The sequence below is a fragment of the bacterium genome (assembly GCA_016702305.1).
Classification (GTDB): domain Bacteria; phylum Electryoneota; class RPQS01; order RPQS01; family RPQS01; genus JABWCQ01.
In genome coordinates, this window is the sequence record JADJEH010000001.1 from 639,872 (window position 1) to 654,474 (window position 14,603).

Annotated in this window: 6 protein-coding genes and 2 tRNA genes; 4 read left to right on the forward strand and 4 right to left on the reverse strand. The window is 57.9% G+C overall.

The genetic code is table 11. The features are described 5' to 3' along the window. Positions 1 to 98 precede the first annotated feature (98 nt). Positions 99 to 4,646, reverse strand: coding sequence for an immune inhibitor A (locus IPH10_02630; protein ID MBK6909820.1), 4,548 nt, complete (start codon positions 4,644 to 4,646; stop codon positions 99 to 101). 399 nt (positions 4,647 to 5,045) lie between these two features. On the opposite strand from IPH10_02630, the gene IPH10_02635 reads away from it, so the two are divergent. The 3 genes from IPH10_02635 (at position 5,046) to IPH10_02645 (ending at position 9,185) form a co-directional block, all read left to right on the forward strand. Next, complete coding sequence (locus IPH10_02635; protein ID MBK6909821.1) at positions 5,046 to 8,846, forward strand: PAS domain S-box protein; 3,801 nt, start codon at positions 5,046 to 5,048, stop codon at positions 8,844 to 8,846. A 153-nt stretch (positions 8,847 to 8,999) separates the two neighbouring features. After that, positions 9,000 to 9,076 (forward strand) — tRNA-His (locus IPH10_02640). A gap of 37 nt (positions 9,077 to 9,113) precedes the next feature. Beyond that, positions 9,114 to 9,185 (forward strand) — tRNA-Glu (locus IPH10_02645). A 66-nt stretch (positions 9,186 to 9,251) separates the two neighbouring features. Here the strand turns inward: IPH10_02645 and IPH10_02650 are convergent. Both IPH10_02650 and IPH10_02655 read right to left on the reverse strand, forming a co-directional pair. Then, positions 9,252 to 9,704 carry a hypothetical protein gene (locus tag IPH10_02650; GenBank protein MBK6909822.1) on the reverse strand — a complete coding sequence of 151 codons (453 nt, stop codon included), beginning with the start codon at positions 9,702 to 9,704 and terminating at the stop codon, positions 9,252 to 9,254. 3 nt (positions 9,705 to 9,707) lie between these two features. After that, positions 9,708 to 11,207: a hypothetical protein gene (locus IPH10_02655; GenBank protein ID MBK6909823.1), complete on the reverse strand. Its 1,500-nt coding sequence runs from the start codon at positions 11,205 to 11,207 to the stop codon at positions 9,708 to 9,710. A gap of 160 nt (positions 11,208 to 11,367) precedes the next feature. Here IPH10_02655 and sppA point away from each other — a divergent pair, with 160 nt between their 5' ends. Beyond that, positions 11,368 to 13,155, forward strand: coding sequence for a signal peptide peptidase SppA (sppA, locus tag IPH10_02660; protein ID MBK6909824.1), 1,788 nt, complete (start codon positions 11,368 to 11,370; stop codon positions 13,153 to 13,155). A gap of 70 nt (positions 13,156 to 13,225) precedes the next feature. On the opposite strand, the gene IPH10_02665 is transcribed toward sppA, so the two are convergent. Beyond that, positions 13,226 to 14,347, reverse strand: coding sequence for a hypothetical protein (locus IPH10_02665; GenBank protein ID MBK6909825.1), 1,122 nt, complete (start codon positions 14,345 to 14,347; stop codon positions 13,226 to 13,228). Positions 14,348 to 14,603: the final 256 nt, after the last annotated feature.

The window sequence follows — 14,603 nt, forward strand, 5'->3', positions numbered from 1 at the left end:
AGCCGCCGAATCGGGCAGGATGCAATCCCATTGTGTACAAGAAAAATGGGCCGACATCATCAGTATGTCGGCCCATTGCGTACGTTGCCAAATTAAGACTACTGACCGGTCCAGCCTACCACATAGTAGAAGCGGAGCGGATCGGTCGCCGCACCCGGCAAAGTCAAGCTGTTCGTCAATGTCTCACCCACCAGCGTCGGGAACGGTTGATCGGAGGTGATGCTGGTATAGACGCGGTAACCGAAATTATCGTCATCGTCCCACCGCAGAATAACGTCGCTGCCAGACACCTGCACGGTCAGCCCGGTCGGCACATGCACCGCAGCGATCGAGCCGATATGATAGGCCTGCACGTCGTCCACATACCATCCTTCGCGATTGACTCCGGCATCCGACCCGAAGCGCCAGCGCAGTTGCACGTCGCTGCCTGCAAATGCTGCCAGATCAAAATGCTCCTGTGCCCAATTCGTGATTGTGCCCGCGTAGCACGGTTGCAGGGGAACCGGACCAGAATACGGGTTCGTGCCGCCCGCGAACCAACGAGTTGTCTTGGGGTAACCTTCCGCCGGAGTGATCGTCGTGTAGGCACCGCCATTCACGGATATCTCCACCCAACCGCCGTCATAGGCCGAGTCCGGAGAGGCCGTGGAAACCTCCGAGTCAATCGTATGCCAGAATTCGAGCACAACGTCTGAGGGCAGCGCAGTAAGGATGGGCGAAATCAGGCGCGCGTCCTGTAGATTGGCGTACGTGCCGGTGCCTGTATCGCCGCACTTGTAGGAATGCGTTCCGGTTCTGGCCTGCTCAACACTGACGTGCCATTGCTCGCTCCAGCCCACTGCCGCCTCTTCTGTCCAACCGGGAGCGCCGCTCTCGAACGACTCCGACAGCAACATGACCACGGAGGCGATCGTGAAGTCTGCGGGACTCATGTCCGTGGAATCCGGCGTGTTCACCGAGGTGATACGAATACGGCAGGCCGCCGACGATGCGCCGTTCACAACCCAAGTGAATTGACCGTCATTCGTCGTATTGGCGGCCAACGAGCTCCACGGGCCGCCCGCACCATTGCGCGATAGATCAATGTTCACGTTTCCGGTCACGAGGCCCGGTGCCCACAGGATCGAGACCGTGGAATCTTGCAGCCACAATTCGCCGCCATTGGGCGATAACAGCGCAAAGGTCGGGTCAATCGCCCCAGTGATATCCGTAGTGAACATAATGGCGCGCCCGTCCGCCAAGGTTGTTGAACCCGGTGTATAGGCGTTCCAGTAGCAGATTTCGAGTCCGGACGTGTGATTGATATTCTGGATGCCCACCGTCGCAAAGTCGTTGTCAAACGAAATGGAATTGGCGTGCGGGTTCACGTCCTGATACTGGACCAGAATCTTGCCGTCGCCCGTCGGGCTCGGATAGCCCGATGGATCATACAGAATCACCTGGAACGTCTGCGGTGCCGTGCCACTGGCCCACAAACACTGCACCCGCCACTCGATAATCACGCGACCGTTGGCTGCATCGTCCATGAGGTACACGCCGCCGTTGGCCACGCCCGACACGATCAGGTCATCCCAGTAAGCCGCGATCTGGTTCGGCGGACCGAGCGGCGATCCCATGTGGAAATTTCGGTAATCAATCTGCGTGGTCGTGCCGAACGAAATCCATCCGTTGGAGCAGATCGTAATCGTGTCGTAGTCCTGACCATAGTAGCGGAACGTGAAGGGCAACACGTGCGTCGTCACGTCGTCCTGATCTTCACCTCCGTCGGTGAAGCCCAACGACTGGCCCGTGCCTCCCAAGCCGGGAGCGATCTCAATCCAATCGTAAAGCGGCGCTGCCCCGGCAGGCTGCAAGTCGCCATTCTCATACGCAATGTAACCGTAAGCGTCCGGCCCGGTAGCGCTGGTCGGCGCTGCGAGGCCAATCGTCTGCAAGAACGTCACGGAATCGCGAACACCGTTCGCGTCAGTGACCACCAGTTGCATTGGCACTTGCATGCCCGCGGGTGCATGGCTGACCGCCGTTATGACGTAGGGATTGCCCGCGTTGGCCGCCGTCACGCCGGCATTGACGTTTCCGTAGGTGCCTAATGAGTCACTGACCGCAACATAGCTCGACAGTGAACGCAAAATCCCTGCGGCGCTGCTCAGCGCCCGCGATCCGTCATTCAACAGGGTGACCGTGAAATTACCGGAGTCACCCGGATCGAGGCGGTTGTTACCGTCGGGAAATGCGCTGGCAGAAAAAGCAGCACTGGCGGCGTCGGGCGTCAAATCAACGCGCACCGACTGCGTTCCCGCCGACGAAGTCAAATTCAAGTACAGCACAACCGGTTCGTGGTGGAATACCGCGCCGACCCCGATGCGGTAGGCCGCGCTCGGTGCCGCTGTAGCGCCGACTCCGATGTTGGGATAGGTCTGAACCCCGGAAACGATCGTGACGCCCGGCGACGAGCTGGTCAACGTTCCCGTAATGCCTGTAACCGTGTTGGATGTCCCGGTGTTCTGCAGGACGATACTGAGATCAACCGTCTCGCCCGGGTTCAAAATATCGTTATTGTCACCGACGGTTCCGCTGACGTTGTCGTCATCAATAGCAATGCTGCTGAACGACAACGACGCGCCCACGTCTATCACATTGATGGTCGAAACGTAGGCCTTTAGGTCTTTTCCCGACACCACGATGTTCATGGTCCCGGTCGTCGGCGTGCCCACGGCGAGATTGATCTGTCCGTTGGCATCCGTATAACCGCGAGCGAAGGTCTCCGCACCTTTCGTCAGGCCGACCAGCGCGTTAGCCACGGGATTTCCGCCCGCGCTCACCGTGATGCCGATATTATTCGTGCCGCGGGCAATCGAAGCCGGATGCACTACCGTCAAGATGTGCGGCGTATCAAGGTACACCGGCACACCCGGGTCGCCCTGCAGGTTGCACCATGCCGCGAAATTCGTAACGTCACCCTGTTCCGAGCCGCCGCCGACCGACCAATAGTTGCGATACAATTCGAGCTTCGCGCCGATCAATGCAATCCCGGTTTCCCGTGCGTCCAGCGCAAAAAGCGTCTGCATGCCGCCGCCGTCGAGAATATTATTGTATCGCGAATGCGTGCCCGCCCCCGACATGCCAACGCAGCCGATCGAATGGCCGCCGCGCACAAAGTCCTCATTCAGCGAAGCGCCGCCGCCAAACGTACCCGTAGCGCAGGTGACAACCCACGCAAACGGCCACTGCTCGTTCACCGCCACACCGGCCAACTGGCCCGAGTTGAACTCGCCAATCCACGACATGCGGTCATTGAACACGCAAACTCCGGCTTCCAATCGCGCTTCCAGCGTCGGCGTGCTCATGCCGCCTTCAAACACGTCGAAATCTACTGTCGGCACGCCGTGTTGCAGCATCAACTGGCGCATATACTGCTTCGTTGACGGATTGGACGGCACCTGGCTCGTATGCGCCGCGCACCATGCCCGCTCAAACCAATCCGTCTCGGCCATATACGGATCCGATTCATAACTGATGATGTTCTCAATCATCGTCTGCAAATTCAAATTGCCGGTCGAGGGGAGGCGGCCCACCGCGATATCCGGTACCGGATCAGGATTGATGTCCCCGATCGTTGCATACGTATTGTCCAGGGCTGTCCCCGTTGCCAGGGCATGCGGTGCCGCGGCATCCGGGTCGCCTACCAACGTCACGTATTCCAGGGCGCCGTTGCCGCTGTCAAACTGATTTTGGATATAGGTGCGGATGCTGGTCGCCGATGTCCCGGTCTGCGTCGTCGTGGCAATGTAAGCGTCATAGCCGCGTTTACGGCGCCAATCCACCAGCGTTTGCACGAGGCCAACGACAGTCGCGTTCGGATCGCAGATATAAAGATGGCGGCCCGGCATCACGGGCAGGGCGTCAAGCGAACTGCCCTCAAAATTCGGAATCGTTCGGTACAACTCCTTGAAGCTCGGTGACAGATATTCCGGGACGTGAGTCAGTTCGTTGACGCCTGCGCCGCCCACGTTTTGCAGCGAAACATCCACGTGTGAATACGTTCTAACCTCGCGTGTTACCGGATTTACCTGAACCGGATTGATAGTCACAAGCACAAACCGTACGTCCCTTATGGTCGCCGGTTCCGAGACCTCTACGACATTGGCCGGATACCAATCGTTGTGCTCGTAGTATTCCGCGCGCAGCGCTACCGTCTCATCCAGAGCGGTGGCGCCTTCCGCCAACGGCACGTGCGGTGCGGGCGGGTAGGGAAGGGTGGAGGTCGAAAACTCCAGATCGCCGACATTAAACTGATAATTACCCTGGCCGTCAATCATGATCATGCGGACAATACGCGGCACTTCCGGAGCACCCGGCAGCTCACGCACCGCCTCACCGTTCATATGCACCCAGCTCATTGACGCTCCGGCGAAGTCCACGGTCTCCGTAGCAGTCTCCGGTACATCAATCTGCAGTTGAATGGCGTGCAAATCGTGGCCCGTGGCCGCAACAGAGGCTGTCACCACGTCTTGCGGACCCGCAAAACGACTAGGAATAGCCGGCAAAACCGCCTGACCCGCCTGTCCTGAACCACCGACGGTGGCCCATGCCGCCGTATTGATCAAAGAGAAAACCAATAGTAACAACAATCTCGTAGGCAGCATCGTATCTCTCCAGAGTTTCTCAATCACCTTCGCCGCGGACTCGCGGTCCGCATCAGCGTATAACCGCGTTAATATAGCCTATCTCCTGCCCCAGCGCAAGTTCCGCCTGACCAGACGAGAAGATTTTTTCGCATGAATCGCACCGCAATAGTCAACAATTTAAGGCGAATCGCTCCATATTGCTATAGCATTCCATAACGCAAACGCCTCGGCATAGCCCCAGTTCGGGCCGATCCGCAGCCGCCCCATTCCAGAGGAACCAGATTTGCACTGAGGGTTCAGGTCACGGGAATCTCACTTGAAATCCCCCATTGCATGAATAATCAGCCCCCACACTACGACGACGCGGCAATCTCTTCCAGCCCTGTTCCCGGCCCTACGCCCGAAACAGGCGGGACTGTGTCCGAAGTTTGCCGCGAAGACCTTCTGTCCGAACTCGGCCTCTTGCGGGAGCGCATGGCCGAGCTTGAAGACCTCGAAGTCCAACGCATCACGGACGAGCAGGAGCGCTTCGACTCGCTCAATGTACTCGACGAGTATGCCCAACAGCTTGAAGTCAGCCGCGACAAACTGGCGCGACTGCTCCGCGCCGGCGTCGCCATTGAAGAGGCCCGCGACTTTCACTCCATCCTGCAGACCGTTGCCGATGCCGTGGGAGCAGCAGGCTGGGCCTCCGCCGTCGTTTACCTGTTTGATAATTTCGAAATCGTTGACGCCGCCTACTGCGGCGTTTGCGACGAAGACATCGCCGATCTCGTGCGCAACCGCCGCTCGGCGTCCGAACGCGCGCGGATGTACTCGAATCAATTCGACGAGTTCAAAATAAGCCGTTCATACTTCATCAAGGCTGAGCGGCTGCAAGAAGCTATTGGAGCGCATAGCGTTGTTCCGGGCCGCCGTCAGGCCATGCCCGGTGATGACTGGGATCCGATGGACCTGGTCTACGTCCCAATGTACTCGAGCACGGGTCGCGTCATCGGAAATATCAACTGTGACGATCCCGTCAACGGTAAGCGCCCGACGGCCGATGTCTTCCAGTATCTCGAAATCTTCGCCGACCTGGCCGCGCGCAAGATTGAAACCGTGCGGCTGCTCAATCGGCAAGCGCAGATTGAGTCGCAACTGCGGGAGAGCGAAGAGAAGTATCGCACAATCTTTGACCGCTCCGCCGACAGCTTCCTGCTCATGGATGACCTGTTCCGGGAGTGCAATGACGCGACGCTCAAGATCTTTGGCTGCGAGTACGATGACATCATCGGCCACTCGCCTGTCGAGTTCTCGCCCAAGTATCAGCCAGACGGCCAGCGCTCCGACAAACTGGCCGCCGAGTACATCGCCCGAGCCCGCCAAGGACATCCGCAAAACTTCGAATGGGTACACCTGCGCAAAGACGGCGCCGAACTGAACTGCGAAGTCTCGCTCGCGGCCATTGAGGTGAGTGGCCGCAACATGATTATGGCGGTCGTCCGTGACTTGACCGACAAACGCCGCATGGCGAGGGATAAAGAGACTTCCGCGATTGCCTCGCAGCTCTTCTTGTCAGCTCGTTCCATGGACTTGGTCTATTCGCAACTCCCGAAAATCCTCGTCTCGCGTTTCAGCTTCGAAGTCGCGGCAATCGAGCTCTACGACTCCGCCACCGACGAACTCATCCTGGTTGGTGAAGAACACACCGGGTTACCGCTCGGCTTTCGCGTGCCCGCAAACATGTGTGTGTCGGGAACCGTCATGCGCACAGGCGAGCCCGTCGCAGATCCGTTCGCCGCCCGGCGTCCGGATTACGCGCATGCCGAGCTGCGTCGTATTGGGTTGCAGAAAATTCTCTGCGTGCCGCTCCGCGTTCGCGACCAACAGATCGGCACCATCTGGCTCGGCGACACGCGGCAGGCGCTGTCCGCGGAACGGGCTGTGACGGATCTGAGTTTGGCCATGGTGCCATTGAATGTCGTGGCCAACTATCTAGCGCAGGCGATCGACCGGCAGCGCGCCGAAGAAGAGATGATTGATCTCAAACAGTTCTTCGAGAGCTTGTTGGATAACCTGCCCGCTCAAATCGCTGTCTACGATGCCGACGGCAACTATCGCTACGCCAACCGCGCCTGCATCGAAGATGACAAGACGCGGACTTGGGTGCAAGGCCGTAACGACTTTGATTTGCAATCGCATCGCGGTCACGTCGGCGACACCGCCCGCTTGCGGACAAATGCCATCGCGCAGGCCACCGCCACAGTGGATCGAGTCACGTTTGAAGAACGGGCGCGCGATGCACAGGATCGCGAACACTACTTCTTGAAAGTCATCAGCCCGGTGACCGACTCCGCCGGCAACGTAGACCATCTGATCGGCTATGGACTCGACGTCACCGATACGAAACTTTGGGAGCAAGAGCAGCGACTCTTAAGCCAGCTACCGACTGAAAATCCGTTCCCGATTCTCGCCTGCGATGCTGATGCGCGGATTCAGTATATGAACGGCGCCGTCGAGGAGTTAGCGCAGCGCATCGGCATCCCCGACGTACAGCAATTGCTGCCTGCGGATCACGCCGACATTATCAACGCCCTACAGACCGGCTATGAAGATCGCACTGAACGATCCATGATGGTGCGCGGCTGTCTGTTGAACTGGATCTACTGCAAACGCAGCGATGGCCGCATACAGATCTACGGAGTGGAAATCCAGGACTACCCGTCGTCGGCAAAGAGCCCCATGCAGTCCGGACAGGCCGACGCTTTGCTGGCGGGCATCTCGGGCCCTGTGTGGTTGATAGATGCGACCGGAAATGAGATCGAGGCGGGACGTGCCGCGCAGGAATTGCTCCGGGATCATCACGCCGATAGCTTGCGTAAGCTCTGCGATGACGCGGTTTGGTCGAACCTCGTGACCGTGCGCGGTAATCCCGGAGACGATTTTACGTTTGAAGCGCAGCACTTGACGCGGGCGTGGCGATGGCGTGTCACAATTCTGTCAGAACAGTTGAGGCTGATTGAACTGCATGACATCACCGAAATTCGTGACTTGCAGGACAAGCTCCGCCATGCGCAAAAGCTCGAAGCGCTGGGCAGGCTGGCGGGGGGGATTGCCCACGATTTCAACAACCTGTTGACCGCAATCATTGGCAACCTTGAACTGCTCGAGCATACCCATCCCAACCCCGGTTCCGCGCGCGACTGTGCCCGCGAAGCCGGACGCGCAGCCGAGCAGGCTTCCGTCCTCGTCAAACAGCTCTTGAACTACAGCCGCAAGTCCGCCGAGGACATTCGTTCGATTGACCCGCAAGGAATCTGCTCGGCCGTGGCCAAGATGCTCGCACGTACGATCGAACGCCGCATTAGAATCGTCGAGGACTTCACCACGGACGCCTGGCCCATCGCCGCCGATCCCAGTCAGATCGAACAAGTGCTCATGAATCTCGGAGTCAATGCCGCTGACGCCCTGCTGGAGAAACTCGAACACGAGAACGTATTCGAGTTCGAACCGCAGATCGTCGTGACTCTGCGGAACGTTCCGGGACGACCGCTGCCTGCGCCGGACGGTCGTAAGGTCGCGCGGGATTGTGTAGCGATCTCAGTGCGGGACAACGGGCCCGGCATTCCGCTGCAAATCCAAAAACGGATTTTTGACGCCTATTTCACGACCAAGGCCGCCAACCGCGGCACTGGCTTAGGGCTGTCCATCGTCCATGAAATCGTCTATGCGCTCGGCGGCGAAATTGAAATGGCCTCCGAGATCGGACGCGGGACCGTCTTCACGTTCTACCTCCCCAAGTCCGAGCAAGGACTGCTGCCGAGTAAACCGGAACGGTCGCTCGCACCCGCACGAGGTGGACAAGAAACCGTCCTGCTTGTAGACGATGAACCGGTTATTCTCGACATCGGTCAGGAAGTGCTCGCCCAGGCGGGTTACACCGTCCTGATCGCGCGGGACGGACGGGAAGCTCTGGAGGTCTTTGAGCATAACATGGACTCAATTCAGCTTGTCATTATGGACATCTCCTTGCCGGTCATGAGTGGGGATGAGGCGGTCGCCATCATGCTCTCGATGCGCGAGAACTTATCGGTTATCCTGTCCAGCGGCCTGCCCGATGCCGCCGCGGACCGACGCAAAATTCAATTCGGCTCAGTGGCATTCATCCAAAAACCCTATCGCCCGACTGAGCTGCTGAGCTCGATCCGGGAGGTGCTGGACCACGCCAACTGCTGAACAATCAACCGGTTGAGATGCATAAGGCACTATTTTATAGTGCCTTATGTTATTTTCACCCGGCGATACTCCCGACCGCCTCCTTGACTTTTTTGTCACAAATTGATATAGTTAAGATTCCTGTGGCTGTCGCTTTGGCGACGGCCCTTCGTGGTGGTTGTAGCTCAGCTGGTTAGAGCATTGGATTGTGGTTCCAAGGGTCGGGGGTTCGAGTCCCCTCAGCCACCCCAAGGCGACTGCTAAACCGCCGTCGCCACGCACGTTCCCGGCCCCATCGTCTAATGGTTAGGACTCGAGATTTTCATTCTCGTAATGGGAGTTCGATCCTCCCTGGGGTCACTACGCAAAAGCCCTCGTCATCTGACGAGGGCTTTTGCCGCTCAACCTTTTCTCCATTCCACCAGTCTATAGTTTATGGGTGCGGTCATCGCCCCGCCGGACGGTTCCGCCGACCACCAGTGCCGCACTGACCAGTGCGAGGTTCTTGATGATATACTGCCCCTCTAACGTCAAACCCCACGGTATGTGCGTAAAACACACATCCGGAAGCAAGACCAGCGGCAACATCGTCCCCGGCATCTGTAACATTAGCAGCAGAATCGAAACCCGAATCAGCGGTCGCCACAGCATACAAACGCCGATCAGGACCTCCCACCAGCCCAGCACTGGGATGAATACGTTCGGAGGAAACCAGTACACCGTGCGCTCGACCAACTCGGCTGCGGGGCTAACGCCCAGCGGCTTCAGAATGCCGAACCAGATGAACACAACCCCCAACGAATAGCGTAGCAGCCGCAGACCCCATTTGTCCATCCACGCGGCAATCTGCTCGTCCCAACGGTCAAACCAGGTGGACATGTCTTACGCTCCGGGTTGTGCGAATAACGGTTTCGCCCGCGAGTCTTTGAGAGCTTGCGCGCGGTCGAGAGCCGCCTGATAGCGGCGGTCCGATTGCACCCGATAGCTCAGGCTGACAAACATTCCGGCCAGCGGCCAAAAGACGAAATTCATCGAGTCCGATTGCCACGCGGACTGGTAGAACAGCCAGGCGACATAGAGAAAGACCATGCCCTCCAACATGCGACCGTAGACGCGCAAATCTGGAGTGTCCGCGCTTCGCAGCACGCGACCCCGCACGAAGATGAACGCGAGAATAGATAACAACAGCAGCGTTCCGACATAGCCGTACTCTGTCAGCATCCACGGTATGGACGGAGCACTCGAGGTCAAACCGTAGCCAGCGTAATACGCGGAAGTCTTGGAGTGCTCGTGCGCAACATAAGACATGGTCACGGAACCCGGCCCATTTCCGAAAAAGATCGTCCGGGCGTTATCGGTCGCCAGGACAATGGCACTCATGAACCGGTAGGAACGCTCGAAGTTGCCTTCCTGGGGACGGTCAAGCTCCGTGCGAAAGACCTCATCTAACTTCGTGACATACGTCAATGGATTGCGGCCTTCACGCCAGAATCCTGTTTCGACGATAATATAGTCCACCGCAATGATCATGATGACGCCGATCAAGCTTAAGCCGATCGCCAGCGCCGGACGACGGAAAAACTCGGTGCGGGCCATAAACGCCACGAAGATCGGGAGCAATAGGAAGAAGAACTTCGCTTCACCCAACACCGGCGCCACGATCATCCACAGCATGCCCACAACATAGATGGGGCGGATCCGTTTCTCTTCCAGCATGCGGGCGATCAGATAGCACCACAGCGTGAGCATGAAGAGCGCGATGCCCGGAGTCTGGCTCCGGCCAAACGTGCCGTTGAGCTCGTCTTCCGAGACCCAACTCGTGAACTGCCACTGCCACAGAATCACCGGCGTTTGAATAAGGCCGATGAGAAATAGAAAACGAACAAACCGCGCCGTCGTATTCTCTTCCGGATAGAGACCGGCTGCTGCGAGGAACAGCAGGACATAACGGAAGCCTACGCGTATCCCCAGCATCGTTGTCGCCATGCGTTCGCCGTTCACCAGCGCGGACAACACCGCAAACACCAGCGCAACGAGGATCACCTTCTCTACCGTATAAACCTTGTGTTTGGCGGTGAAAAAGGTCAGGCCGTAGCGGACCGCGAACAGCACCACGAAAATGTCTACAAGCCAAGTCGCCTCGCGCGGCAGAAGCTGCCAGTACTCAGCCAGCCAGTCCACCGAGTAGACCAAGACGCCCAAAATATACAGTGCCACCCGGGGAGCCGCGAAAAAACCGATGCCCAAGGGAACGCCTATCGCCGCCAAATACAGGAGGCGGTTCTCCGAATCTGTCCCGTCGAAAAACGCGAAAATGATCGCAGTATAGAGGATTGCGATCCCGGCCGCGAGGGCAAGCGAGATTAACCGGTCCAGATTCAAACAGTAACCCTTCTGTAAATACTACACATACAACGGCAAATCGTGTGCCGAACGGACCGATGAACCAAACGACAATTATCGTTCAATGTCCGTAAATTAAGAAGTTTCACGTGGAATACCAAGGCCCGGCCGACTTTGGCGGGTCACAAGGAGTTGATACATGAATTCAAACAAGGCCTGTTGCTGGATTCTCACCATACTTGTGGGAGGCTTCGTCTTGACGATGCTCCTCATCGGGTGGGGAATCTCACGGGCGATGTCCAACGGCTTCAGCGCCAAGCTTGCCTCTAATGTAGCCGTTCAGGAGAACTCGTGGCTGGTGTTCAATATCTCGGGGCCAATCGCCGACTATAACAGCGAGCCCGACCTCGGCCCGCTCGGCGGAGGGCGCGGATCCTCGCTAAATGACATGGTGCGGGCCCTCAAACTGGCGGAAACCGACCCGGACGTCTCCGGCGTCATCCTCAGACCGCGCGGGGCCACCGGCATGGCTTCCCTCCGAGAATTGCGGCAAGCGCTCCTGAGCTTCCGCGAAACCGATAAGCCAATTTACGCGCACCTGGACGTGGCCACCGACCGCGACTACTATCTCGCGAGCGTTGCCGACACGATCCTGCTGATGCCGGGTCGTCTCAGCGGCATCAATTTCGGCGGCATGGCCTATTCAAACACCTATGTCAAAGGTACGTTTGAGAAGCTTGGGATCAAGTTCCATGTCCTGCATGCCGGCCGATACAAAGGCGCCTATGAAGACCTGGCCAAAGACAGCATGTCTACCGACCTGCGCGAAAGCCTCGTCACGCTCTTCGCCGATCTCTACGAAACCTACGTTCGCGAGACGGCCGAAGCCCGTACAGGCTTGACGTATGCGGCGCTCGACCATGAGCTCAAAGAAGGCCAGGAGCTGATTGTCAGCGCCGGAACCTGCTTAAAGAACGGCTACGTGGATCGCCTCGAAGACTGGCCGGTCCTGCGCAAACGGCTGCAAGGAGACGCCGAGGAGTTTAATGCCGTGTCCCCCAGCAGCTACGTAAACTCCAAGCACACGGTCAAAGTCGAGTCCACGCAGAACGAAATTGCCGTCCTGCACGCGCAGGGCGCGATTGAATTCGGTGATGACGAGGGCATGTTTGACGACGAGAATATCACGGTCAAGGAGTTCAACAAGCAGCTCGACGCATTGGCCGAAGATGAGAACGTGAAAGCGGTGGTCGTGCGGGTCACGTCGCCGGGCGGTTCGGCGCTCGCTTCGAAACAGATTCTGGAAGCCGCCCGCCGCCTGAACGAGCAGAAGCCCTTGATTGTTTCCATGGGCGGCGTCGCGGCATCGGGTGGATACTATATTTCGCTCGCCGCCGACAAGATTGTGGCCCAGCCGAATACAATAACTGGATCCATCGGAGTCGTCTCCGTATTCCCGAGCGCCGAGGAACTTTACAAGAAAATCGGTGCGCGCGAGGAGACGATTTCAATCGGCCGCTGGGCGAACTTCTTCCGAATTGACGAAGGCCTGGGACCGGATCAAGAGCGCGTTCTCATGAGTCTGATGGACACGGTCTATGCCGAATTCCGTGACGATGTCACCGCGGGCCGCGGTCTCTCGGCGGCCGCGCTCGACACGATTGCCGAAGGCCGCGTTTGGACCGGAACTCAGGCGCTGGCGCGCGGTTTGGTTGACACTCTGGGCGGCGTGGACGTCGCTATTGCCATCGCAGTCCGAGAAGCGGCCCTCGGCCCCGATGACTATAAGATCAGCTACTATCCCGAGCGCGACGACGTCTTCGCTTTCTTTGTCAAGCACTTCGCTTCGCAATTGCGTCTCATTGACACCGCCGGCCAGAAGCTTGAAATGCTTAATGATCCCGCGGCGATTCTGGCATACGTCAAAAACTTCTTCAATCGCATGGAGTTCGTGCAGACGTTGCTGCCTGTGACGCTGGATCAATAGCTCCGCGAAACCTGTTCTCACAAAGAACCCCGCCTTCTGAGCGGGGTTCTTTGCATAAGATGCCGTTCGTTTATTGCTCGCAGCTTGAGCACCCGACGAACACTTCGTACGGACCGGATGTGCCATGTTCGCCCGTGACCTCGAAGAAGTATGTCCCCGGTTCAAGGTAGATTTGAATTTGGCTGTCCGTGCCTTCGGGAGCGCCCTCTGCGCCGTGGTGATCGCTGTCAACCGCCAACGGCGCTTCACAGGTCACCGGCCACATCCGCAGATAAGAATCAAGGCCGCCTTCAAATCCGGTGCGCCCCGGGGTATCATCGGCCCAAACGTTGAAGTACACCATGCGCCCACAGTCTTCGATCGTCAGCGCGAATAGGTCCAAATCACCCGGCTGATCAATCTGGCCGCAGAAACCCTGACCGCAGTTGATCGTATTCGAGTAAAGTTCACAGCCCTCCGCGAACTCGCCTTCCGTGTGTTGCGTGTAGTCGTCCGGGCACTCGGGTTCCGTAATCGGCGGGATGCAGGCATTGCCATGGCAAATCACGGAAATACGATAGTGGCCGAAGGCCGCCACGCTGGCGCCGTCTAAACAGACGTAATAGGTGCCCGGTTCAAAACACCGCGAGATACCTGCCTGCAGAGTCGTCGCCACGCCGCAGATGTCCGGTGCGTTGTCGTTGGAAGCAAATGCCGTTGATCCAGCCTGTCCGCAGCAGGCGCCCGTGAAGATACACAGATACGTATCAAACTGCGAACCGCACGTCGTAATCGTGATGCTGTCGCGAGTCGGCACTTCAAGTATGAAGAACAGGTCACGGCCCCAACGGCAATTGGGAAAGCTACAGTTGTTCTGCGCCGTGTTCGTTTGACCCGATGTCGAAAACGTATAGGGTGCCGCAGGATTCGGGCAAGCCACGGTTCCGCCAGGACAGAGGTCCGTCAACTGGTCCAGCGGATTCTGCTCGTCGCGGGAGTCATACTGGTCCGGATTGACGATGCGGTCAAGCTCAAAATAGCGATTATACAATGCAGCGGGCACATCCTGGTTGGTGGCCGTCAGATCGGTAATCTGCTGGTACACTCGCCACAGCTCCGCCTGCTCCGGGCTCTGCTGCGACTGTCGCTGCTGCGCCTGGCTGTTCACAACCGAGCCAAGGCACAAAACCAGAATGATAAATACGTTTCTCATCTCTTGTGTCCTATTTCGTTCACCACATTATTTCGGAAAAGATTTCCCACTTGCGCAGCCCAACCGGCATTCGGCCGGCCGGGGTGAAACTTAACCATCAAAAAAACAGTTAAATCCAAGCTGGCCTGCGCGGGATACGGGCCAAATTGCCCTATAGCAACCCGACAGGCAAAGGACAAGCCAACTTTGCGGTAAGTTGGAAACTGGAGGCTTAGCGCTTGACTCCTCCTCGCCAAACCACTATCTTCTGAAATTC